Source organism: Candidatus Omnitrophota bacterium (assembly GCA_016209275.1).
Classification (GTDB): Bacteria; Omnitrophota; Gorgyraeia; order Aquiviventales; family Aquiviventaceae; genus JACQWM01.
In genome coordinates this window covers 1-22,482 of the sequence record JACQWM010000013.1, presented here as the reverse complement: position 1 = coordinate 22,482, position 22,482 = coordinate 1, and the positions used below count along the sequence as shown (strand labels likewise).

The 22,482-nt window shown below is 59.8% G+C and carries 21 protein-coding genes and 1 riboswitch; of the genes, 19 read left to right on the top strand and 2 right to left on the bottom strand.

What is annotated here, in order from left to right; translation table 11 throughout:
- Positions 1–119 precede the first annotated feature (119 nt).
- From recA to HY737_02185, 15 genes are all read left to right on the top strand, one after another.
- A complete protein-coding gene (gene recA / locus HY737_02255; protein ID MBI4597210.1) occupies positions 120–1,205 on the top strand; it encodes a recombinase RecA in 1,086 nt (361 codons plus the stop codon).
- A 16-nt stretch (positions 1,206–1,221) separates the two neighbouring features.
- On the top strand, positions 1,222–2,733 hold the full coding sequence (locus HY737_02250) for a Do family serine endopeptidase (protein MBI4597209.1): 1,512 nt from the start codon (positions 1,222–1,224) through the stop codon (positions 2,731–2,733).
- Between the two features lie 115 nt (positions 2,734–2,848).
- Positions 2,849–3,169, top strand: coding sequence for a RecX family transcriptional regulator (locus HY737_02245; GenBank protein MBI4597208.1), 321 nt, complete (start codon positions 2,849–2,851; stop codon positions 3,167–3,169).
- Entirely contained in the window at positions 3,156–5,894 is a 2,739-nt protein-coding gene (gene alaS / locus HY737_02240) for an alanine--tRNA ligase (GenBank protein MBI4597207.1), read from the top strand. The genes HY737_02245 and alaS overlap by 14 nt, the downstream gene beginning before the upstream one ends.
- Positions 5,891–7,111: a histidinol dehydrogenase gene (hisD, locus tag HY737_02235; protein ID MBI4597206.1), complete on the top strand. Its 1,221-nt coding sequence runs from the start codon at positions 5,891–5,893 to the stop codon at positions 7,109–7,111. The genes alaS and hisD overlap by 4 nt, the downstream gene beginning before the upstream one ends.
- A gap of 11 nt (positions 7,112–7,122) precedes the next feature.
- Positions 7,123–7,731, top strand: a complete 609-nt coding sequence (hisB, locus tag HY737_02230) for an imidazoleglycerol-phosphate dehydratase HisB (protein ID MBI4597205.1) — start codon at positions 7,123–7,125, stop codon at positions 7,729–7,731.
- A gap of 84 nt (positions 7,732–7,815) precedes the next feature.
- Positions 7,816–8,502, top strand: coding sequence for an imidazole glycerol phosphate synthase subunit HisH (gene hisH / locus HY737_02225; GenBank protein ID MBI4597204.1), 687 nt, complete (start codon positions 7,816–7,818; stop codon positions 8,500–8,502).
- A gap of 90 nt (positions 8,503–8,592) precedes the next feature.
- A complete protein-coding gene (gene hisA / locus HY737_02220) occupies positions 8,593–9,318 on the top strand; it encodes a 1-(5-phosphoribosyl)-5-[(5-phosphoribosylamino)methylideneamino]imidazole-4-carboxamide isomerase (protein ID MBI4597203.1) in 726 nt (241 codons plus the stop codon).
- A 64-nt stretch (positions 9,319–9,382) separates the two neighbouring features.
- Entirely contained in the window at positions 9,383–10,159 is a 777-nt protein-coding gene (gene hisF, locus HY737_02215) for an imidazole glycerol phosphate synthase subunit HisF (protein MBI4597202.1), read from the top strand.
- 1 nt (position 10,160) lies between these two features.
- Positions 10,161–10,565 carry a phosphoribosyl-AMP cyclohydrolase gene (locus HY737_02210; protein ID MBI4597201.1) on the top strand — a complete coding sequence of 135 codons (405 nt, stop codon included), beginning with the start codon at positions 10,161–10,163 and terminating at the stop codon, positions 10,563–10,565.
- Positions 10,562–12,058: an anthranilate synthase component I gene (trpE, locus tag HY737_02205; GenBank protein ID MBI4597200.1), complete on the top strand. Its 1,497-nt coding sequence runs from the start codon at positions 10,562–10,564 to the stop codon at positions 12,056–12,058. The genes HY737_02210 and trpE overlap by 4 nt, the downstream gene beginning before the upstream one ends.
- 52 nt (positions 12,059–12,110) lie before the next feature.
- Complete coding sequence (locus HY737_02200; protein ID MBI4597199.1) at positions 12,111–12,704, top strand: aminodeoxychorismate/anthranilate synthase component II; 594 nt, start codon at positions 12,111–12,113, stop codon at positions 12,702–12,704.
- 2 nt (positions 12,705–12,706) lie between these two features.
- On the top strand, positions 12,707–13,699 hold the full coding sequence (trpD, locus tag HY737_02195) for an anthranilate phosphoribosyltransferase (protein MBI4597198.1): 993 nt from the start codon (positions 12,707–12,709) through the stop codon (positions 13,697–13,699).
- Positions 13,692–14,471 carry an indole-3-glycerol phosphate synthase TrpC gene (gene trpC, locus HY737_02190; protein ID MBI4597197.1) on the top strand — a complete coding sequence of 260 codons (780 nt, stop codon included), beginning with the start codon at positions 13,692–13,694 and terminating at the stop codon, positions 14,469–14,471. Before trpD ends, trpC begins: the two co-directional genes overlap by 8 nt.
- A gap of 1 nt (position 14,472) precedes the next feature.
- A complete protein-coding gene (locus tag HY737_02185) occupies positions 14,473–15,414 on the top strand; it encodes a histone deacetylase (protein MBI4597196.1) in 942 nt (313 codons plus the stop codon).
- 12 nt (positions 15,415–15,426) lie between these two features.
- Here the strand turns inward: HY737_02185 and HY737_02180 are convergent, their stop codons facing one another.
- Complete coding sequence (locus HY737_02180) at positions 15,427–16,968, bottom strand: S8 family serine peptidase (GenBank protein ID MBI4597195.1); 1,542 nt, start codon at positions 16,966–16,968, stop codon at positions 15,427–15,429.
- 262 nt (positions 16,969–17,230) lie between these two features.
- Entirely contained in the window at positions 17,231–19,012 is a 1,782-nt protein-coding gene (locus tag HY737_02175) for a S8 family serine peptidase (GenBank protein ID MBI4597194.1), read from the bottom strand.
- A gap of 52 nt (positions 19,013–19,064) precedes the next feature.
- Positions 19,065–19,182, bottom strand: a riboswitch (cyclic di-GMP riboswitch).
- 71 nt (positions 19,183–19,253) lie between these two features.
- Between HY737_02175 and HY737_02170 the strand changes: the two genes are divergently transcribed.
- The 4 genes from HY737_02170 to HY737_02155 all read left to right on the top strand — a co-directional run.
- Positions 19,254–19,904: an endonuclease III gene (locus HY737_02170; GenBank protein MBI4597193.1), complete on the top strand. Its 651-nt coding sequence runs from the start codon at positions 19,254–19,256 to the stop codon at positions 19,902–19,904.
- A gap of 96 nt (positions 19,905–20,000) precedes the next feature.
- Entirely contained in the window at positions 20,001–20,255 is a 255-nt protein-coding gene (locus HY737_02165; protein MBI4597192.1) for a hypothetical protein, read from the top strand.
- A gap of 26 nt (positions 20,256–20,281) precedes the next feature.
- Positions 20,282–20,827 carry a LemA family protein gene (locus HY737_02160; GenBank protein MBI4597191.1) on the top strand — a complete coding sequence of 182 codons (546 nt, stop codon included), beginning with the start codon at positions 20,282–20,284 and terminating at the stop codon, positions 20,825–20,827.
- 15 nt (positions 20,828–20,842) lie between these two features.
- A partial coding sequence (locus HY737_02155) for a DUF2207 domain-containing protein (GenBank protein MBI4597190.1) occupies positions 20,843–22,482 on the top strand: 1,640 nt, incomplete at its 3' end.

Sequence of the window (22,482 nt, the reverse complement as noted above, 5' to 3'; positions counted from 1 at the left end):
GCGTGGAGCCTGTAGCTTGTATAATAAGGCGTTCAGAGTCGACAGATACGGAGGGCCGCTGCGCCCCGCCCACCGAACTATCGCACGCATCACAGGCTGAAACACGAAGGAGAACGGTCATGGCCACAGGCAAGGAGCAACAGGAGAAGGAACGGACCGATCGGCAGAAGGCGCTTGAGCTGACCCTCAGCCAAATTGAGAAGCAATTCGGCAAAGGCTCGATCATGCGGCTGGGCCAGGACACAAAATTGGACATTCCAGCCCTACCGACAGGGTCACTGGCGCTTGACCTCGCCCTGGGCATCGGCGGTGTCCCGCGCGGCCGGGTGGTGGAAATCTTCGGCCCGGAGTCCTCAGGCAAGACCACGCTGAGCCTCAGTCTGATTGTTGAGGCGCAGCGCACCGGCGGGGTGGCCGCGTTCATCGATGCGGAGCATGCGCTGGATCCCACCTACGCTAAGACGCTTGGGGTCAATCTCGATGATTTGCTGGTCTCGCAGCCCGACACCGGTGAGCAGGCGCTGGAAATCGCGGAAACGCTGGTCCGCTCCAACGCCGTCGATGTGATCGTGATAGACTCGGTCGCAGCGCTCGTCCCCCGCGCGGAAATTGAAGGCGAGATGGGCGATCAGCACGTGGGGCTGCAAGCGCGGCTGATGAGCCAAGCCCTGCGCAAGCTGACCGCGGCGATTGCCCGATCGAAAACGTGCTGCGTCTTCATCAACCAGCTGCGCGAGAAAATCGGCGTCATGTTCGGCAATCCCGAGACGACACCTGGCGGCCGCGCGCTGAAGTTCTACTCGTCGGTGCGGATCGATCTGCGCCGCATCGAGACCATTAAAGTGGGCGATCGCGCCATCGGCAATCGGGTGCGGGCGAAGGTCGTGAAGAATAAAGTGGCCGCCCCGTTCCGCCAGGCGGAGTTTGATATCCTCTTTGACGAAGGGATTTCCAAGGCGGGCGGCATTCTTGATGTGGGCGAAACCACCGCCGTCATCCAGCGGCAAGGGAGCTGGCTGTCGTGGGGGGAGACGAAGCTTGGCCAGGGGCGGGAGAGTGCGAGGCTCTTCCTGCGAGAGAATCCGAAGCTCATGAAGCAGCTGGAGGATCAGATTCGCAAGCACGACGCCCAAGAGGGCGTGAAGGAGCCGAAAGACGCTTCAAAGGCAAAAGACGTGGCGGAACCCGCAGGACAGCGGGCATAACAGGGGACAAGCAACCATGGCAGGCCGGTGGTCGAGGGCGGGGATTGGCGCGGTTGTTGTGGCAATCATCTTCGGTGTGGCGGGCGGCGGGGACCTCTGGTCCAATCCCCCGGCGAGCACGACGGCCTCCGCGGGAGGCGCTCGGAGCACCGCGCAGGCTGCCACGAGCGAAGCCGAAAACCTGCAGAACGCCTTCATGCGCATCAGCCAGCAGGTCGGGCCTGCCGTGGTCAGCATTTCGACGGAGCAAGTGGAGCAAATCCGGCAGTACTTCCGCGGGCATCCGTTCTTTGGCTTCGAGGATCCGGAAGATTTTTTCCGGCAGTTTTACGGCGAGCTGCCGGAGCGCGAATTGCGCCGGTTTGGCTTGGGCTCCGGCGTGATCATCGATGAGCGCGGGTTGATTCTGACGAATGAGCACGTGGTGGCCAACGCGGATAAGATCACGGTGACGCTGGCTGACGGGCGGGAATTTTCCGGCGAAGTGAAGGGCAAGGATCCTCGGTCGGATCTGGCGGTCATCAAGATCGATGCCAAGAATCTTCCTGTGGCGAAGCTTGGCGATTCGTCGATCGTGAGAACCGGCCAGTGGGCGATTGCCTTGGGCAACCCCTTCGGCCTGATGGGTGCCGGGCCGGCCTCGCGGGTCATCGGCTCAGAGCCGACCTTGACCGTTGGTGTGGTCAGCGCGCTGAACCGTCAGCTGCCGCGGACGACGCGCTTCGACCGGGACTATTCGGATCTCTTTCAAACTGATGCGGCGATCAATCCGGGCAACAGCGGCGGGCCGCTGCTCAACATCCAAGGGGAAGTGATCGGTATTAATGTGGCGATCCTGACGAGCTCGCGTGGCTCCGAGGGCATCGGGTTTGCCATTCCCATTAACAAGGCGAAGAACGTCCTGGATGCGCTCATCGAGGGCAAAAAGGTGGCCTACGGCTGGCTCGGCATTCAGATCCAGGATATCACGGATGACGTGGCCGACTATTATCGCTTGACCGATCGAAACGGGGTGCTGGTCTATTCCGTCCTCCGCGAGAGCCCGGCGATCAAGGCGGGCTTGCGGGACGGCGATATTATCAAGGCGATTGACGGCCAGGCGATCCGCTACTCCCGGGAGCTCATCGATCGGGTCAGCCATGCCAAGCCGGGGCAGAAGATGATCCTGGATCTGCTTCGGGACGGCGCAGCCCAGAAGCTCACCGTGGAGATTGGCGAGCGCTCAGACCTTGAACCCGGCAGCGCGGCCACATCAGAGACGGCCTGGCGCGGCTTGCAGGTGTCGAATCTCACCCCGGAGCAAGCGGAGCGATTCACGATGCCGTCTGACACGACGGGCGTGTTGGTGGTTGATGTGGAGCAAAACAGCCCGGCTGAGCAGGCGGGGCTGCGTCCCGGCGATGTGATCAATCAGGTTGGGAAATTGCCGATTGCCAATGTGAATGACTACCGCGCCGCGATTGCGCAAGAAAAAGGCGACACGCTCGTTCGGACCACCCGAGGCTACTTCGTCATCAAAGCGCGATGACGAGGCTCGCGGCCTCGGCCTTGCGGTGCGATATGCCGGGCGGCGCGTTCGATCCACCGACGAGGTGAGCCGCTATTTGAGCTCGCATGGCGTTCCGAGCCCGCAGATCCCGCGCATGGTCACTGAGTGTCGACGGCGCGGGATTCTTGATGATGGGGCGTGCGCGCGGCTGTGGGCGGATCACTGGGCGCGGGCAGGGTTCGCGTGGCGCGCGATTGCGCAGCGTCTGGCCGCCAAGGGTCTTGATGGGGCGGCCATTGACCAGGCGGCGCGTGCGGTGGGTGCAACGGATGCGGATGACGAGCGCCGCGTCGCAGCGTGGCTGGCCCTCCAGTCTGATCGGCATCATTCACCTGTTGAGCGCTTGGCTCGGCGGTTAGCCTCTAGAGGATTCACTACGGACATCATCGAGCGCGTCCTTCATGCAGAGCACTGAGCTTCGCAAGCGATTCCTGGATTTTTTCAAGGCGCGCGGCCATACGCTCAAGGAGAGCGATGCGCTGATTCCCAGCGGCGATCCGACGGTGCTCTTTACCTCCGCCGGGATGAATCAGTTTAAAGACTATTTTCTTGGCAAGCGCACCGATATCAAACGCGCAGCCTCATGCCAGATGTGCTTGCGGACGGGCGACTTGGATCATGTCGGCCGAAGTGCCAGCCACCACTCGTTCTTTGAAATGCTCGGCAACTTTTCCTTCGGCGATTACTTCAAGAAGGACGCCATCGCGTGGGCCTGGGAATTTTTGACCGGCACCACGGATTACGCCGGCACGCCAAGCCGCGATCGCGAGAAGCTCTGCCTGCCGCTTCCAAAAGAGAAATTGTGGGTCAGCATCTACGAGGAAGATGAAGAGGCGGCAGCCCTGTGGCGAGCACTGGGAGTTCCGGCGGAGCGGATCAAGCGCTTCGGCCAAGCCGAGAACTTCTGGCCGGCCAATGCGCCTACGGCGGGGCCGAATGGCCCATGCGGGCCATGCTCGGAAGTGTATTACGATCCTGAGGGGAAGATCGGCGGTCCTGCGTCGGTTGAGGTGTGGAATCTGGTCTTTACCCAGTTTGATCGGCAACCCGATGGCGCCTTGAAACCGCTGCCCAAGCCCAACATCGACACCGGCATGGGGCTGGAGCGGCTGACGCGGGTGCTCCAAGAGGTGGAAACGAACAGAAAAGTAGAAACAGACTACGACACGGACTTGTTTAACCTCATGATGCATGACATCCGTGCTTGGCCACGCGGCAAGAACGTGAAACCCGATCAGGTCGAATTTGCGGAGCGAGCCATTGCGGATCATGTGCGGGCGATCGTATTCTTGCTGGCTGAGGGGTTGCTGCCTTCGAATGATTCTCGCGGGTATGTGCTGCGGATGCTCATCCGTCGCGCACACCGGCTTGGCCGCAGCGTGCTGGATCTGAAACCAAGCAGCCCTGGGAAAAGCTGGAAATCAACAGATCCGAGATCCCAGGCATTGCTTGTTCACCTTGTTCCATCGGTCATTGCGGTGATGTCCGGCTCCCCATATGAAAAGAGCCTGAATGCTCGCCGGCAGGTCATCCAGCAGGCAATTCTGCAGGAAGAGGCGCAGTTTGTCGAGACGCTCGTCAGCGGAACATCGAAGCTGAACGAACTCATCGAGAAATTGCGCGCAACGAAGATATCCGTCATCCCTGGCGAGGAGGCTTTCAAGCTGTATGACACGTATGGGTTTCCGGTCGAGTTGACCGTTGATGTGGCTCGTGACCGAGGGTTGACGGTGGATCGGGCGGGGTTCGACGCTGCGATGAAAACCCAGCAGGAACGCTCGCGTATCGGCAGCCAGTTCGGCGGCGGGGTGTTTGTGACCGACGCCATGCAGGTTCGCTCGGCCATCCCAGCGCTGCCGCCCAAAGAGCAGCTCTTCGTGGGCTATGAGCAGCTGCAATCCGATGCGGTGATCAAAGGGTTGTGGGACGGCAAGGCGTGGGTCAATCAAGCCCGTGCTGGGCAATCCATCGGGATCGTGCTCGATCGCTCGCCGTTTTACGGCGAAGCCGGCGGCCAAGCTGGCGATACGGGAGTCATCGAAGCGCCCAAAGGAGCCGCGAAGGTTCAGCACACCCTCTGGGCGGATGATGTGCTGATCCATCACGCGACGGTGGAGCAGGGAACGCTCAGCGTCAATGACCCGGTTCGGGCGGCGGTAGATGCTGCGCGGCGTTTGAAAATCGCCCGCAGCCACACGGCAACACACTTGCTGCACTGGGCGCTGCGCAAGGTGCTCGGGCCCGATGCGGTGCAGGCCGGCTCCTCTGTGGAAGCTGAGCGCGTGCGGTTTGACTTTTCATCGCTGAAACCGCTGCAGGAAGAGCAGCGGTATGACGTGGAAACACTGGTCAACAATCGCGTTCGACTGGTTGACGATGTCAGCACCGATCAGTTGTCGCTGGAGGAAGCGAAACGACAAGGTGCGCTCGCCCTCTTCGGCGAAAAATACGGCGGCAAGGTCCGCGTGGTGACGATCGGCGATTATTCGAAAGAGCTCTGCGGCGGCACGCATGTGCCGCACACCGGGTTTGTCGGCGCGTTGATGATCGTCGGGGAAAGCTCCATCGCCGCCGGCACGCGCCGCGTTGAAGCGCTGGTCGGCGAGGCGGCCTCGGCCTATGAAGCCAAACACCGCCGCGTGTTGTACGAGGCGGCCAAGCGGCTGGGCCGGCCGGCGCATGACGTGGTGGCCGGCCTTGAAGAGCTGCTTGAGCAGATCAAGACGCTTGAGCATGCGCGGAAAAACTTGCAGCACGAATTGGCCAAGGTGCAGGCGGCTCGCTACATTGCCGAGGGCAAGAAGCTCAATGGTGTGACACTCGTGACGTCAACAATCAAGCAAGCGGATCGAGAGCTGCTGGCCGTGCTGGCCGATGCGATCCGAGGAACGATGGGGCGCGAAGGGGTCGTGATCTTAGCGTCTTCCAACGGTTCATCCGAGGCGGCGCTGGTCATGGCCGTGACGAGCGATCTGACGTCCAAGATTCATGCCGGGCAGATGCTCAAAACCATTGCGCCGCTCACACAGGGCAGCGGCGGCGGCCGTCCGGAGTTCGCCCAAGCCGGCGGCAAGGATCCCTCCGGGATCCCGGCGGCGTTGCAACGAGCGGAAGAACTGATACGAGCAGCGTTGGCATGAAACTCATCTCGACGAACAGCCAGGAGTGGCAAAAATTGTGCGCGCGACTGACCGTGCGAAAACGAAAGCTTGAAGAACGCGTGCGGCAGATCATCGATGCGGTGTACGACGGCGGGGATGAGGCGCTGCTGCGTTTGACGCGCAAGTTCGACAAGGTCAAGCTCGCACCCAGACAACTCCGCGTCACCGAAGCGGAAATTTCCGGCGCGTTTCAGCATTTGGACCCGAAGTTTGCGCTGCAGCTGAAGAGCGCGATTCAAAACGTCAATGCCTTCTACAGCCGGCCGCGGCTCAAACCCGTTCGCGCCATCGATGGCGATGGCGTAGTACTCAGCGAGAAGTTTGATCCGCTGGAGCGGGTCGGGGTCTACATCCCCGGCGGCACCGCGAGCCTCGTGTCGACGGTCTACATGACGGTGATTCCAGCGCGCAAGGCCGGGGTCAAGCGCCTCATTCTGGCCACACCGCCGCGCAGGGATGGCGCCGTTGATCCGCACATCCTGGCGGTCGCCAGCTTGCTCGACGTCGATGAAGTCTATCGGATGGGCGGAGCCCAGGCCATTGCGGCCATGGCCTTCGGCACGAAGACGATCCCGAAGGTGGATAAGATCGTCGGCCCGGGCAACGCCTATGTGGCCGAAGCCAAACGGCAGCTCTTCGGGTACATCGACATTGATACGATCGCCGGCCCGTCGGAAATTGCGGTGATCGCGGATCGGTACGCGAACCCCGACTATGTGCTCGCAGATTTGATGGGCGAAACCGAGCATGCCGGCGGCATCGGCTTTTTGGTGACCACATCCAGAGCGTTGGCGAAGCTATCACGCAAGCAGATTCCCGGCGGCTACTGCATGAAAGTGAAGAATCTTGATGAGGCGGTGGCGGTGGCGAATCAGCTGGCCCCGGAGCATCTGGAGCTCATGGTGCGCTCGCCGCAGAAATTGGCCAAGCGGATCACTGCCGCCGGCGCGATATTCCTCGGACCGTACTCGCCAGTGACCGTGGGTGACTACGTCGCCGGGCCAAGCCACGTGCTGCCGACCGGCGGGGCGGCTCGGGTGTTTTCCGGCTTAGGCATCGATGATTTCACGCGCCGCACCCACATCATTTCCTATACGAAGAAGGCGTTGGAACGCATGCGAGAGCCGCTGGAGCGCCTGACGGCCGTCGAAGGTCTGCCTCGCCATTTTGATGCCGTCAAAGTGCGACTAACCTAAAGGCTTGGAAAATGATGAGACGAGCGACCGTCACAAGAAAAAGCAAAGAAACCAATATCGCCGCAACAGTGAATTTGGACGGCGCGGGGAAAACGTCGGTCAGAACCGGGATCCCGTTTCTTGATCACATGCTCACGCTGCTGGGAACGCACGGCCTGATGGATCTTACCCTCAAAGCGACGGGAGATTTGGACATCGATCTGCACCACACCAATGAGGATATTGGCTTAGTGCTCGGGCAGGTGTTGGACACAGCACTCGGCGACCGCAAAGGCATTACGCGATTCGGCGTGTCCTATGTGCCGATGGATGAGGCATTGGCGCGCGTGGTGCTGGATATCTCCGGCCGCCCGAAGCTGATTCTGCGCGATGCGCGGGGGAAGAACCTCGCGCGCAGCTTTGCGTCAAAAAGTACCGCGTACACATGGGGCGATGTCGAACACTTTTTGGAGTCGCTGGTGCGCAAGTCCAATATCACGCTGCACATCGATGTGCTCGCCGGCTCTGACTTCCACCACACCTGCGAGGCGGTCTTTAAGGCATTGGGCCGGGCGCTGGAGCAAGCGACGCGCATCCACCCCCGCGTCAAAGGCGTGCCATCCTCGAAAGGCCGACTATAAGAACTGTGGCCCCGTGGCCAGGTGACCAAGTGGCCACAAGCCACTTGGCCACTCGGTCACTGGGCTACTTGGTCACAACAGTAGATGATTGTCATCGTCGATTACGGCATGGGGAATCTGCGGAGCGTTTCCAAAGCGTTGGAGTCGCTGGGGGCCGAGGTGCGCGTGTCGAGTTTACCCGAGGATGTGGGGCGCGCCGAGAAAGTGATTCTGCCCGGCGTGGGTGCTTTTCCCGCCGCCATGCGCGAGCTCGCCGCCCGAAGGTTGATTGAGCCGATCAAAGTCGCCATTGAGTCTGGCAAGCCATATCTTGGCATCTGCCTCGGGCTTCAACTGTTATTCGAATATGGCGAAGAGGGGGAAGGAGCCGCCGGATTCGGTGTGCTGAAGGGAAGAGTGAGGCGGTTCGCTTTTGATTCCGCACTCCGCACTCCGCACTCCGCATTGAAAATCCCCCACATGGGGTGGAATCAAATCAGCACACAGCATCCACCACACGGCGTGGCGGACCCGCCAAGCAGGGTGGCGGGCACAGCACACAGCACACAGACATGCCCGTTGCTCACCAATATCCCGGACAGCAGTTTCTTCTACTTCGTGCACTCGTACTACGGTGATCCTGTCGATCGGTCGGTCATCGCCGGCGAGACAGAGTATGGCAGCCGTTTCGCCTCCATGGTGTGGCGCAAGAATCTCTATGCGACCCAATTCCACCCGGAGAAAAGCCAGGCGGTCGGTCTCCAACTGCTTAAAAATTTCATCAGCTTATAATGCGACTCTCGACTCATGACCCACGACACATGACTAACGCGCGGTTTTAGTCATGGGTCGTGAGTCATGTGTCATGTGTCGAACTTAACCATGATTATTTTACCTGCTATTGATCTACTTGACGGCCACGTCGTGCGCTTAGCCCAAGGCAAGCGCGACGACGTGACGGTGTATTCCAAGGATCCGGTTGAGATCGCCCGGCGCTGGGCCGAGGCCGGTGCCATATGGCTCCATGTGGTTGATCTCAACGGGGCGTTCGACGGCACATATATCAATCTGCCATTTGCGCGCCGTGTGATTGAAGCGTGCGGCATCCATGTCGAACTCAGCGGTGGCATTCGCACGAAGCAAACATTGGACAACGCGATCGAGATCGGCGCGTCCCGGGTGGTGCTTGGCACCAAGGCGTGCGAGGATCCCACGTTCGTGGAGGACGCGGTGAAACGATACGGGGCGAAGATCGCTGTGGCCATCGACGCCAAAGCCGGCCAAGTCGTCTCGCGCGGCTGGGTCTCCTCGACGAACCTGACCCCCAGGGCGCTGGCGTCCAGCATCCTGAAACTAGGTGTGCAGACGCTGATTTGCACGGACGTCAGCCGCGACGGCATGCTGCAAGGCCCGAACACGACATTGCTCAGAGAAGTGTTGGATGCGGGTGCTAAGCAGTTGATTGCCTCAGGGGGCATTGCCTCGCTGGAGGATCTGAAGATCCTGAAGCAACTCGAGCCGTCCGGTGTTGTCGGCGCCATCATCGGCAAAGCGTTGTACGAAGGCAAGATCAATCTGAAACAAGCGATCGAGGAGCTCAGCACATAGCAAATAGCAGATAGCAAATAGAAAATGCGACTTGCTATCTGCTATCTGCTATCTGCTATCTGCTATGCTAGCCAAACGCATTATCCCATGTCTTGACGTCGACAAGGGCCGGGTGGTGAAGGGCATCAAATTCGTGAGTATCCGGGATGCCGGTGATCCGGTCGAAGCCGCCAAGGCATACAACGACGCCGGCGCGGATGAGCTGGTCTTCCTTGACATCACGGCCAGCCACGAGGCGCGTCCGATCATTTTGGATGTCGTGGAGCGGACCGCAGCGGTGGCGTTCATGCCGCTGACTGTGGGCGGCGGCATTCGGACCATCGAGGACATCCGTGCGCTGCTGAACGCCGGCGCGGACAAAGTTTCGTTGAACACTAGCGCTGTCGAGCGGCCGGATTTCATTAATCAATCGTCTGAGCGATTCGGCAATCAATGCATCGTGGTTGCCATTGATGCGAAGAAGGTGGCCAAGTGGCCAAGTGGCCAAGTGGCCGGATGGGAAGTCTACACGCATGGTGGGCGCAAACCCACGGGCAAGGATGCGGTACAGTGGGCAAAGGAAGCGGAGCAGCGCGGCGCTGGAGAAATTCTGCTCACCAGCATGGACCGGGACGGCACGAAGGCCGGCTACGATCTGGAATTGACGGAAGCCATCAGTTCAGCCGTCAGCATTCCAGTCATCGCTTCGGGCGGGGCAGGCACCCTGCAGCATTTTGTCGATGCGCTCACTAGTGGTGGGGCAGATGCGGCCCTGGCCGCCTCGCTCTTCCACTTCGGTGAGCTGTCGATTGGCGATGTGAAACGGTATTTAGCCTCCCACCACGTTGTGGTACGCTCATAACATGACCGCAAAGATGAAGAGCTATGAGTCATTGGTCGATGTGCTCCATTTTGACCAGCAGGGGCTGATTCCGACCGTCATCCAGGATGCTGGCACGAAGCAGGTGCTGACGCTGTGCTACCTGAACCGCGAGGCGATCAAGAAGAGCCTGGAGACGGGGTTGGTCTACGTCTTCCGCCGCTCACAGAGTGCGCTGATGAAGAAAGGCGAAACCTCCGGCCACATCCAAACGATCCGTGCGGTCCACGTCGACTGCGAGGGCAAGTCGCTGCTGCTGTTGGTCGCGCAAAAAGTCGCCGGCTGCCACACGGGATACGTGACGTGCTATTTTCGTCGCCTCAACTCTAAAGGGAAACTGGTAACCGTAGGCCGCCGCGTGTTCGATCCCTCGAAAGTCTACGCATGATTCACATTCATCCCACGGAAGCTGAGTTTCTGAGATTGGCCAAGCAGGGCAATGTCATCCCGGTGTACGGCGAGCTGCTGGCGGATCTGGAAACACCGGTCAGCGCGTTCTTGAAGCTCGACGACGGGCGCTTCAGCTACTTGCTGGAGTCCGTCGCAGGAACAGAGAAAGTCGCGAGATTTTCCTTTCTTGGCAGTCGTCCTCGGATGCTCATCACGGCCACTGGTCGTCACATGGAGATCTCGTCCTTGAGTCATGGCCGGGTACAGGTGAAACGGTTTGAGACGAAAGATGATCCGCTTGCAGAGATTGAAAGGCTCATGAGCCAGTTTCGATTCGTGCCGGTGCCAGGGCTTCCGCGCTTCACCGGCGGGTTGGTCGGGTATCTTGGCTACAACACCGCGCGGTTTCTTGAGCGGCTGCCGCCGCATCAGATCGACACGCTCCGCGTGCCCGACCTGATGCTGATGCTGACCGGCACGATGGCGATCTTCGATCATTCGCAGCATAAACTCCTGCTCGTTGCAAACGTCCAGACGGATCGCGCGAATGCTCGGGCCGCGTACCGTCAGGCGGTGCGGGAGGTTCATGAGATGGCGTCACGATTGCGCGGGCCCCTGCCGAAGAGCCTGCGCCGACGCGCAGGACGACCGCAGACCGTGCAGGCCAATATTCCACGCGCGGAATTTGAGCGGATGGTGGCGAAGGCGAAGGAGCATATTCGCTCCGGCGACATCATCCAGGTCGTCGTATCGCAGCGGCTCCAGCGGAAGGTGTCGTGTCAGCCGCTGGATATCTATCGGATGTTACGGTCCGTCAATCCATCGCCGTACATGTTTTTGCTTCGGTTCGGTTCGATGGCGTTGGTGGGGGCCTCTCCGGAAATGTTGGTGCGCTGCGAGGACGGGCAGCTTGAGACGCGTCCCATCGCCGGCACGCGGCGTCGGGGAGCCACGGAACGGGAGGATGAGCGTCTGATCCATCAATTGCTGAGCAGCCCCAAAGAGCGGGCTGAGCATTTGATGCTGGTGGATCTTGGCCGCAATGATGTGGGGCGCGTGGCAGTTGCCGGCTCGGTCAAGACGCCGGAGCTGATAGTGATTGAAAAATATTCCCATGTGTTGCATTTGGTCAGCAGTGTGACGGGCAAGCTGAAACCAGGCAAAAACGCCTTCGATGTGTTGCGCGCGACATTTCCTGCGGGCACCGTGGCCGGAGCGCCCAAAATCCGGGCGATGGAAATCATCGCCGATCTTGAACGGTATGACCGCGGCCCGTATGCCGGTGCGGTCGGCTATTTCAGCTACTCAGGCAATCTGGATACCTGCATTACGATCCGCACCGTGCTGGTGAAAGATAGCCATGCCTATGTGCAAGCCGGTGCCGGCATCGTCGCGGATTCCCAGCCGGCCCGCGAGTATCAGGAAACCCTCAGTAAAGCGCAAGGCATGCTGAAAGCCATCGAGTTAGCCGAGCAGCGATTTAGAAAGTGAGAGAGCGATATCAGATATCGAATGTGATATCTGATATCGCCTGGAGCGTCGAATGATCTTGATGATCGATAACTATGATTCCTTCACCTACAACCTCGTGCAATATCTCAGCGAGCTAGGCGAGGAGCTGGTGGTGAAGCGCAACGATGCCATTACGCCAAAGCAGGTTGCGCGGCTTCACCCTTCCAGCATCGTCATTTCCCCAGGGCCGGGAACGCCGTCGGACGCCGGCGTGTCGAATGAGCTGATCCGAACGTTTGCCGGCAGCATCCCGATCCTCGGCGTCTGTCTCGGCCATCAATGCATCGGCGAAGTGTTCGGCGGCGATGTGGTGCGCGCGAAGCGATCGATGCACGGCAAGGTGTCGAAGATCTTTCATGTCAAGGGAGGACTGTTCAAGGGATTGCCGGATCCGTTTGAGGCGACGCGCTACCATTCGCTCATTGTGAAGCGAGAAACCTTGCCGCCGGTGCTTGCCGTGACCGCCTGGACCTCGGAAAAAGAAATCATGGGGTTGCAGCATCGCCACGCCCCAGTGTATGGCGTGCAATTTCATCCGGAATCCATTTTGACCGCCGTCGGCAAAGATCTGCTCAAGAATTTTCTCGCCATGTCCCGCGCGTGTTCCCGCCGCACCAAGCGTTGATCATGCGATACGATCAGCCGCTGACCCCAGCGCAGATGCGCGAAGCGCTCGGCGCTATCATGGATGGCAGCACATCAGCCGAGAACATCGCGCAATTTCTCCGAACACTCGCGGCGCGCGGCGAGACCGCCGAGGAGATTGCGACAGCTGTCGAGGTGTTGCGTGAGCACGCGGTCCCGCTGCCGCTTTCGAAATCGTATGCGCTGTGCGATACGTGCGGCACCGGCGGCGATGGGCAGGGCACGATGAATGTGTCGACGGTCGCCGCACTCGTGGCGGCTGCGGCCGGCGTGCGGATGTCCAAGCACGGCAATCGCGCGGCCTCCAGCCGCTGCGGCAGCGCCGATCTCATGGAAGCGCTGGGGGTGAGTTTGGCGGCGAGCCCAGCGTGCGTCGCACGCTGCATCGAGGAACTCGGCTTCGGGTTTTGTTTTGCGCCGGCGTTCCACCCGGCCATGAAAGTTGTCGCCCCGGTCCGCAAAACCCTCGGCATTCGGACGATTTTTAACCTGGTCGGGCCGCTGGCCAATCCGGCTCCGCTGACCTTTCAACTCGTCGGCGTTTCAGAGCCACGGTTGATGCGTCCCATGGCCGAAGCTCTGTTGCGGTTGGGCATCCGCCATGGAATGGTGGTGCATGGCCGCGATGGGTTGGATGAAGTGACGACGACCGAGGTGACCGCCGCCATTGAGATTCGCGACGGCCGCGCGACCGAACAGCCGATTCAGCCCGAGACCATGGGCATTCCCCGAGTCGGTCTGGCGGCGTTGCGCGGCGGGGATCCGTCGCAGAATGCGCAAATCGCGCGCGAGGTCCTGGCTGGCCGGCCGTCGGCCTTTCGTGATATCATTGTGCTCAATGCCGCCTGCGCGATGTACGTGGCGGATGGCGCGCCGACCATCCAGGAGGGGCTAAGGAAGGCCGCCGCGGCGATTGATCAAGGAGAAGCCGCCAGGCTTCTCCAGCATCTGACGGAGTTGACGACCCATGCTTGAGGAAATTGTCTCCACAAAAGAACGGGAAGTTGCTGAAGCCAAGGCGCGCTTGCCATTTGAGGATCTGCAAGCCCGGGTGAAACACCATATCGCTGAGCGGGATTTCCGCAAAGCCATCCATGTGCCCGGGAAATTATCGCTCATCGCCGAGCTCAAACGCCGTTCGCCGTCCAAGGGCACGTTGCGCGAGCGGTTTGATCCGGTGAGTCTAGCCCAGGAGATGCAGCATGCCGGTGCCGCGGCACTCTCGGTCCTGACCGATGAGTTCTATTTCGGCGGCCATCTCGATTTTCTCAAAGATGTGAAGGATTTCACCGAGGTCCCGGTGTTGCGCAAGGATTTCATTGTGGACCCCTACCAAGTCTATGAAGCGGCCGCGCATGGCGCTGATGCCGTGTTGCTCATCGTGCGCCTTCTGACGGAAGACGTGTTGACCCAATGCATGCAGGCGGCCGATACCGCTGGCCTGGAGCCATGTGTGGAAGTGCATTCGGAAGCCGAGCTTCGAACAGCGCTGAGTGTTGGGACGCGCGTCATCGGCATCAATCACCGGGATCTGCGGACATTGAAGGTCGACCCCGCGCTGACCGAACAGCTCGTGCCAAAAATCCCGTCGGGAAAGATCATCATCGCCGAAAGCGGCATTCACACGCCTGAGGGCGTCAAGCGCATGAAGCAGCTGGGGGTCCATGCGGTATTGATTGGTGAAGCCCTCATGACCGCTCCAAGCCCGGGTGCTAAGATTAAGGAACTCTTCGACGGGACGTGGTAACGTGCGCCCCGTCGGTTTTGCCTACCACCCCTCATTTCTTCAGCACGATGCCGGGCCGGCGCATCCTGAGCAGCCGCAGCGAGTGCGGGCGATCGTCAGCCATCTGGCATCGTCGGACCTGTGGTCGTTGCTGATCCCGCTTGATCCGCAGCCCGCTTCGGACGAGACGCTTCAGCTCATACACCTCCCCTCCTATGTCGATCAGATCAAGCGCGCGTGCCAGCTCGGTCCGTCGGCGTTGGATCCGGATACCATCGCGTCGCCAGGCTCATGGGAAGCCGCCGCGCGGGCGGTGGGTGCGGTGACGCTGGCGATCGATGAGGTGGTCAGCGGCCGGCTCGCCTGCGCCTTTTGCGCGGTGCGTCCTCCTGGGCATCATGCGCTCGCCGATCGCGCCATGGGTTTTTGCTTGTTCAACAACGTGGCCATCGGGGCGCGGTATGCGCAGCAGCGCCATCATCTCAAGCGCGTGCTCATCGTCGATTGGGATGTGCATCACGGCAACGGCACGCAGACGATTTTTTACGACGATCCCTCCATCCTGTATTTCAGCACGCATCAGTTTCCCTTCTATCCGGGGACGGGGCGGCGAGAAGAGACCGGGCGTGGGGCTGGGGCGGGTTTCACCATGAACGTGGCGTTGCCAGCCGGGGCAGGGGATCGCGAGGTCATCATGGCATTTCAACAGCACTTGCTGCCGAAAGCGGGCGAGTTTCATCCGGAGCTCGTGCTGGTTTCGGCGGGATTTGACGCCCATCGCGACGATCCGTTGGCCGGTTTGGCGGTTACCGAAGCCGGGTATGCAGCATTGACGCGTATGGTGCGGCAGATTGCGGATCGGTGCTGCCAGGGACGGATGGTTTCGGTCTTAGAGGGCGGCTATGATCCTCGGGCGCTTGCGTGCAGCGTCGAGACGCACGTGCGCGAACTCCTTGCGCCGTGAGCGATGTTGGCGTTATCGCGTCGTCTTAAACGTTGACGTTGTGGAGTTGGCGATTTCTCCCGTGCTGCTTTGCGCGCGAACCTGATACGAGTAGCTGGTGGCTCGGGTCAGGCCGCTCAAGACCACCGTGTGTGTGGTCGCGCTGATGCTATCGGTGGCTGAGAGCGAGAGCGTGGTGGTTTTTCCTTTGCGGCCTGTCAAGCCATACCAGACCGCCCCGGTCGAGGGTGTGTTGCTCGTCCAGGTGATCGTCGCGGTGCTGGAGGTCTTGCTCGTCACCGCGTAGCTGGTGATGCTAAACGGGGCTTGTGGAGTGGTCACGGTGGCGACGTTGCTGGCAAGTGAGACATTGTTGGCCGCGTCATAGCCTTTGGTGGTATACGAGTAGGTCGTGCTCCCTGTGACCGTCGTGTCTGTGTAGGTCGTCGCGGTCGTCGTTCCCAACAGGGCACTGCCGCGGAAGACCTGGTAGCCAGTGACCCCCACGTCATCCACCGAGGCCCCCCAGGATAGATTGACCTTGGTGCTCTCTGGAGCACTGGCGGTGAGATTGGTTGGGGCGCTGGGTGCAGTCGTATCGAGCGTTGGCCCCGAGGTGCTCTTTGCTAACGCCACCGCAGCCCCAGCATCGACTCGTCCCCATCCGAAGTACGGATCCCAACCGGCAGCACCCAGATCCTTCGCTGATCTGAACAGGATGTCTTCGACTTGATCAGAAGTGAGCGTGGGATTGGCTGACCAAATGAGTGTCACAACCCCTGCAGTCACGGGAGAGGAGAACGACGTGCCGGAAACTGATCCTGTCCCGCCACCCCGCGTAGTCGTCAGGATCGACACGCCAGGAGCAGCGATGTCCACGTGGTTGCCATAGGAAGAAAAACTTGCCTTTGCATCGTTGCTGTCCGTCGCCGAAGCAAACAGCAGGTCAGGAACTGAGGCGCAGCCAGGATCTCCGCCCGTATTATCAGCTCCGACCACGACCCACCCGTTTTTATTGCGCATATAATTGCCAGCACTGGCAATTGTGGAGCTCTGACAGACGCCTCCGAAACTCACATTCACGGTTTTGGCCCCGCGATCGGCGGCATAGGTGATCGCGTTGGAGATTGTGGAATAATAGGCATACCCACTGGCGTCGCTAACACGCAATGGCATGATCTTGGCATCCCAGGCCAGTCCCGCGACCTGCAGGGCATTGTTGCCAATCGCGGCTTGTGTACCAGCCACCTTGGTCCCATGTCCATGCACATCTGACGTATCCGAGGTGTTGTCATAAAAGTTCCATCCTGGGACCATATGGGCGGCCAGATCGGGATGGGAGGCATCGACGCCTGTATCCGCGATGCCCACGGTCAAATTCGCCCCAGTCGCGTGATCCCAGGCGAGCGCTGAGTTGATCTTGGTGTGGTGCCATTGACTCGAGATGCTGGGGTCATTAAGGATGGCGATTGGTTCGCATCGCCCATCAATTTCCATGAGCTCAAGTTTGTCCTTCTCTTTGGCTCTCAATCGATCCAAGACTTCCTCGCGGGTGTCCTCGTCAGACACCTGCATCACGTGCACGCCAAGTTGTTTGATCTCACCCGCAGCCTTGAGGCGATGCCGCCTGAACACATCTTGTCGCTTCGCAGAGCTGACAGAGGGTTTGAATTTGACTATGATGAAGGCATCGTGAGGGTCTGCCGAGGAATTATCGCTTGCGGCGTCGAGCGGTAGGGGAAGCATGAGTAGGAGAGCGATCAACCCCATCGCGACAACCATGGCCCGCTCTTTCATTCTTGCTGCCCTATGGGTAAGGTGAACACTCTGCACGTGCTTAGCGCCGCAGCGTCTTAAACGTTGAGACGGGAGAGCTCACGCTTTCGCCGGTGCTGCTTTGGGCACGAATCTGGTAGCTGTAGCTCGTCGCCTTCGTCAAGCCACTCAAGACCACCGTGTGTGTGGTCGCACTGATGCTATCGGTAGCGGAGAGTGATAGCGTGGTTGTCGCCCCTTTGCGGCCGGTCAGACCGTACCAGACGGTACCGGTCGACGCTTTGTTGCTCGTCCAGGTGATCGTCGCGGTCGTCGAGGTCTTGCTCGTCACCGCGTAGCTGGTGATGCTAAACGGCGCTTGCGGGGTTGTCACCGTCGCCACATTGCTGGCGAGCGAGAGATTGTTGGCCGCGTCATACGCCTGGGTTGTGTAGGAGTAGGTGGTCGAGGCCGCCACAGAGTTATCAGCATAGCTCGTGGACGTGGTTGTCCCCAGCAGGCTGCTGCCACGAAAGACCTTGTAGCCGCTGACCCCGACGTTATCCGTCGAGGCTACCCACGACAAACTGACTTGGCTGCTCGTCGGAGCCGTGCCAGTCAGATTCGCCGGAGCGCTTGGCGCGGTGGTATCCGGTGCGGGTGCTGAAATCGTCAAGGCTTTGGCCACCGCAGCCGCGGCATCGACCCGGCCCCAACCGTAATACTGATCCCATCCAGCCGTTCCCAGATCCTTGACGGTGGTGAATAACGTATCCTGGGCTTGCGACGGACTTAACCCCGGATTGGCCGACCAGATGAGCGCCAGCGCGCCGGCGGTATTCGGGGAGGCAAATGAGGTTCCGGAAACCGCGCCATAGCCGCCTCCATTGGTCGTCGTATAGATGGACACCCCGGGAGCTGCCACATCCACAGAATTGCCGTATGTCGAGAAACTCGCCCGCGCATCGGCGCTGTCGGTGGCCGCGGCATAGACCTGTGTTGAATTACCACTGCAGGAATCCAGCGCTCCGGTGTTACCGGCCGCGACGACGGTCAAGCCCCCTTTATTAAAGAGGTATTGGCTCGCCGAAGCGATGGTGCTGCTGCTGCAAACACCGCCAAAACTCACATTGACCAATTTGACCCCATGATCCGCCGCATAGGTGATCGCATTCGAGATCGTAGAAGAGTAACCGTATCCACTCGTATCGGTGACCCGAAGCGGCATGAGCTTGGCATTAAACGCGACTCCAGCTACCCCGACGGCATTGTTGCCGATCGCCCCGGCACTGCCGGCCACTTTCGTCCCGTGGCCGTACACATCGCTGGTGGTGGAGTTATTGTCGTAGAAGTTCCATCCCGGAACCAGGTGCGAAGCCAAATCCGGATGCGTCGGATCGATGCCGCTGTCGGCAATGCCGATGGTGATGCCTGAGCCGGTGATAGTATCCCACGCCGCCGGCGCGTTCATTTTCGGCAAATGCCACTCGCTCGAGTAGGTCGGGTCATTGGGAATCAGGATGGGTTCATGAGCCGCATCAATCTCAACGGACTCAATCTTACCCGCATCCTTCATGCGCAGGCGGTCCAGCGCTTCCTCCCGGGTGTCCTCGTCAGACACCTGCATCACGTGCACGCCAAGTTGTTTGATCTCACCCGCGACCTTGAGGCGATGCCGCCTGAACACATCTTGTCTCTTCGCAGAGCTGACAGACGGTTTGAATTTGACGAGGATGAAGGCGTCATGCGGATCGGCTGGTCGTTCATCGTTCGCCGCATTGGCTGATGAGGAGAGACCAATTATCAAAGCGACGAATCCAACAATGCCGGCATATCCTACCAACCGATTTCGCATCTTTTCCATCCCAGCCTCCCGTGTTAAAATGTTATAAAGAAAAATGCCGAACCACCGCTCCTTCGGTAGCTCGGCAATCCTGTCTGAAATCGTTGTCGCTCTTCGGCAGCTAGGCGATCCGTTTCAGAGGACCCGTAGCTTTGCGCCCTCACGTTACCGTGAGTTTGCCTTTATCGGGAGTTTTTACTTTTTTAACTTCTATAAGAACTATACCTGATCAGTCATTGCGTTAACAATAGGGCAGGTGTCGATGGTCACTAATCGCCATATTGATGGCGCGATTCGAACGTTGAAGCGGCTCATCTGCCAATGGCAGGAGCCGGTGGTCGGCCACTACAAGGCCGATCCGTTTGCGACGCTGATCAGCTGCTTGCTCAGCCTGCGCACCAAAGACGCCGTGACGCAGGTTGCCTCAGAGCGGCTGTTCCGCCTGGCCGCAACCCCGCAGCAGATGCTCAGGCTATCGATTCCGACAATCGAGCGGGCGATCTATCCCGTCGGCTTCTATAAGACGAAGGCCAGGACGCTTCACACCGTCTGCCAGACGCTGATCGATCGCTATCAGGGCCAGGTGCCGTCGATGCTGGAGGAGCTGTTAACGATCAAGGGCGTTGGGCGCAAGACGGCGAATCTCGTCGTGACGTTGGCGTTTCGGAAAGATGGCATTTGTGTCGATACTCACGTCCACCGCATCAGCAATCGCTGGGGCTATGTGCGCACGAAGACGCCGGAGCAGACTGAGATCGCGCTGCGCAAAAAACTGCCGCGCCGCTATTGGCAGATCTATAACGATCTGCTCGTGACCTTCGGCCAAAATCTGTGCCATCCCACCTCGCCCTGGTGCAGCCGCTGCCCGCTTGAGCGCCAGTGCGCCAAGATTGGCGTCACTTATTCTCGTTGACACCTAGACTTCCGTCTGGTATATCAAAGGCCATATCTGCTTTTATATGGACTTTTCATATCTGATATTGGGTAAGGCGGGGGATATCTGATATCGATGGAAGAGCTAGGGGAGCTGGTGGAGGTGGAGGCGCGGTTTGGAACGCGCGGCATGCGGCCGGTGGCGTTGGTCTGGCAGGGGCGGCGGCGCATGATCCGGCAGGTGACGTGCGTTTGGAGCGAGCGTGATGGCGTGCTGCTGCACCGGTGCTTTGCGGTCACCGATGGGCAGACGCTCTACGAGCTGCGATTTGACACGCGGGCGCTGCGTTGGCAGTTGATGAAGATTGCGTCGGAGGGCGCCTCAGCATAAGATAGACCCAGACCAAGGAGGTTCCGATGTGGTTCTTGCTCATTGTGGCGGTTGTGGCGGTTTGGTTGGTCGTGATCTATAACGGGTTGGTGCGATTGCGCGTGCGGGCGGACGGGGCCTGGTCGGACATCAATGTCCAACTGAAGCGCCGCTACGACTTGATTCCGAATATCGTGGAAGCGGTCAGAGGCTATGCCACGCATGAGAAAACGCTCTTCGTGCAAGTGACGACGGCGCGCTCGCTGGCGATGCAAGCGAATGGTCCGAAAGAGAAAGGCAACGCTGAAGGCATGCTCGCGACCTCGCTCAAAACGCTCTTTGCGGTGGCGGAAAATTATCCGGAGTTAAAGGCGAATCAGAATTTCATGAGCCTACAGCAGTCGCTCACCAACGTGGAAGATGCGCTGCAGAACTCCCGCCGCTACTACAACGCCGTCGTGCGCGACTACAATACCCAATGCCAGCAAGTGCCCACCAGCCTCATTGCCACCATGGCCGGATTTACGTCCAAAGAGTTCTTCCAGCTCGAGAGCTCGGAAGAAGCGAAAGCACCGAAAGTTTCCTTTTCCTAACGCTTGCTCGTGTCGATGAAACGCTTCGGGTCCACGCTTGCGTTCTTCATTGGCTTTCTTCTGCCATCGTTCGCCTACGGCTGGGAGATCGCCAGCTTTGAGACGCGCGTTGCCATCCATCGAAACGCCACGGCGACGGTCACCGAAACGATCGTCGCGGATTTCGACGGCGAGTCCCGCCACGGACTGTTCCGCGACATCCCCATCCACTATACCGACCGCGCCGGCCAGCATTTTCGGCTACGGCTGCGCGTCACCTCGGTCACTGACCAGGCCGGCCGCCCCTGGCCGTATCGGCTGGAATCGGCCGGACGCTACCAGCGCGTCCGGATCGGCGACCCGGATCGCTACATCACCGGCGAGCAGACGTATCGCATCGTGTATCAGGTGGAGCGCGGCGCGATCCGGTTTTTTCCGGATCACGATGAGTGTTATTGGAATCTCACCGGCAACGAGTGGGCCGTGCCGATGCGGCAGGTTCACGCGGAAATTTCACTACCGGCCGCAGCAAAGCAGTTGCGCGCCATCGCCTTCATCGGTCCGTACGGCTCAACCGAACAGTTGCAGCAGATCCGAACGACGAGCACGCAAGTGATTCTTGATCCGCCTCGGCCGCTTGGCTCGTATGAAGGGTTAACCGCCGTGGTTGGATGGGAGAAGGGTCTTGTCCACTCGCCATCACCGGCCCAAGTCTTTTCCTGGTGGATCCGCGACAACTGGGTCTATGGCATTCCCTTGGCGATCCTCGGTTTCATGACCTGGTTGTGGTGGGTGCGGGGTCGTGATCCACAAACCGGCGAGTCCATCGTCGTGCAATACGAGCCGCCGGATGGATTAACGCCCGCCGAGATGGGCACGCTGTTGGATTACAAAGCCGGCCTGCAGGATGTGACCGCCACACTGATCGATTTAGCCGTGCGCGGGTATCTCACCATTGAGGTGGCCTCCACGCGCTGGTGGAACCGGGATTATCGATTCACGCGGCGCAAAGACTTCTGGGACGACCCCGCTCTGGCACTCCACGAACGCAAGATGTTGAAGGGTATTTTCGGAAGCGGCAACGCCGCCGGCTACGACACGCGGTTGCTCTCCGAGCTGGAAATGAAATTTTATGACACCTTCGCTGAAGTGAGGTCATCGATTTATGACGCGCTCATCGCCAAAAAATATTTCGACGGCGACCCCAACACGATTCGCACGTTGTACCTCCTCGGAGCCGCGGGGGTCGGTGTGGGCGTCTGGATATTGCTGATGCTGTATCGCACCTCTCGAGGCGAGAGCGTGTTTCTTCCTGAGTTCATCGCGGCTGGGCTATCCTGGCTTGCCATGACTCTTTTTGCGGTGGTGATGCCCCGCCGCACGCTGAAAGGTGCGAAGATCCTGAACAAAGTGATTGGGCTTCGGGAGTTCCTCTACCGGGCTGATCAGGACCGGGTCCGACGGATGAATGATCCGAGCCTGTTTGAGCGGTGCTTGGCATACGCGATGGTGTTTGGAGTGGCTCACCAGTGGGCGCGGGCGTTTGAAGGGCTCTACACGCAGCCACCCACCTGGTATGTCGGCGATTGGCAGACGTTCTCTCCAACGCAGTTGAGCCATGATCTCACTCGGGCGACCTCCTCCATGGGACAAACGTTTACATCAGCGCCGCGCTC

What these genes read in the sequence shown, in the direction of transcription:
- hisF (MBI4597202.1), top strand. Translation starts at nt 9,383, where the DNA reads ATGCTAGCCAAACGCATTATCCCATGTCTTGACGTCGACAAGGGCCGG.
- trpE (MBI4597200.1), top strand. Translation starts at nt 10,562, where the DNA reads ATGATTCACATTCATCCCACGGAAGCTGAGTTTCTGAGATTGGCCAAG.
- HY737_02250 (MBI4597209.1), top strand. Translation starts at nt 1,222, where the DNA reads ATGGCAGGCCGGTGGTCGAGGGCGGGGATTGGCGCGGTTGTTGTGGCA.
- recA (MBI4597210.1), top strand. Translation starts at nt 120, where the DNA reads ATGGCCACAGGCAAGGAGCAACAGGAGAAGGAACGGACCGATCGGCAG.
- trpD (MBI4597198.1), top strand. Translation starts at nt 12,707, where the DNA reads ATGCGATACGATCAGCCGCTGACCCCAGCGCAGATGCGCGAAGCGCTC.
- HY737_02160 (MBI4597191.1), top strand. Translation starts at nt 20,282, where the DNA reads ATGTGGTTCTTGCTCATTGTGGCGGTTGTGGCGGTTTGGTTGGTCGTG.
- trpC (MBI4597197.1), top strand. Translation starts at nt 13,692, where the DNA reads ATGCTTGAGGAAATTGTCTCCACAAAAGAACGGGAAGTTGCTGAAGCC.
- HY737_02180 (MBI4597195.1), bottom strand. Translation starts at nt 16,968, where the DNA reads ATGCAGGTGTCTGACGAGGACACCCGCGAGGAAGTCTTGGATCGATTG.
- HY737_02200 (MBI4597199.1), top strand. Translation starts at nt 12,111, where the DNA reads ATGATCTTGATGATCGATAACTATGATTCCTTCACCTACAACCTCGTG.
- HY737_02170 (MBI4597193.1), top strand. Translation starts at nt 19,254, where the DNA reads ATGGTCACTAATCGCCATATTGATGGCGCGATTCGAACGTTGAAGCGG.
- HY737_02175 (MBI4597194.1), bottom strand. Translation starts at nt 19,012, where the DNA reads ATGGAAAAGATGCGAAATCGGTTGGTAGGATATGCCGGCATTGTTGGA.
- hisH (MBI4597204.1), top strand. Translation starts at nt 7,816, where the DNA reads ATGATTGTCATCGTCGATTACGGCATGGGGAATCTGCGGAGCGTTTCC.
- HY737_02165 (MBI4597192.1), top strand. Translation starts at nt 20,001, where the DNA reads ATGGAAGAGCTAGGGGAGCTGGTGGAGGTGGAGGCGCGGTTTGGAACG.
- HY737_02245 (MBI4597208.1), top strand. Translation starts at nt 2,849, where the DNA reads ATGGTCACTGAGTGTCGACGGCGCGGGATTCTTGATGATGGGGCGTGC.
- hisD (MBI4597206.1), top strand. Translation starts at nt 5,891, where the DNA reads ATGAAACTCATCTCGACGAACAGCCAGGAGTGGCAAAAATTGTGCGCG.
- hisB (MBI4597205.1), top strand. Translation starts at nt 7,123, where the DNA reads ATGATGAGACGAGCGACCGTCACAAGAAAAAGCAAAGAAACCAATATC.
- HY737_02210 (MBI4597201.1), top strand. Translation starts at nt 10,161, where the DNA reads ATGACCGCAAAGATGAAGAGCTATGAGTCATTGGTCGATGTGCTCCAT.
- hisA (MBI4597203.1), top strand. Translation starts at nt 8,593, where the DNA reads ATGATTATTTTACCTGCTATTGATCTACTTGACGGCCACGTCGTGCGC.
- alaS (MBI4597207.1), top strand. Translation starts at nt 3,156, where the DNA reads ATGCAGAGCACTGAGCTTCGCAAGCGATTCCTGGATTTTTTCAAGGCG.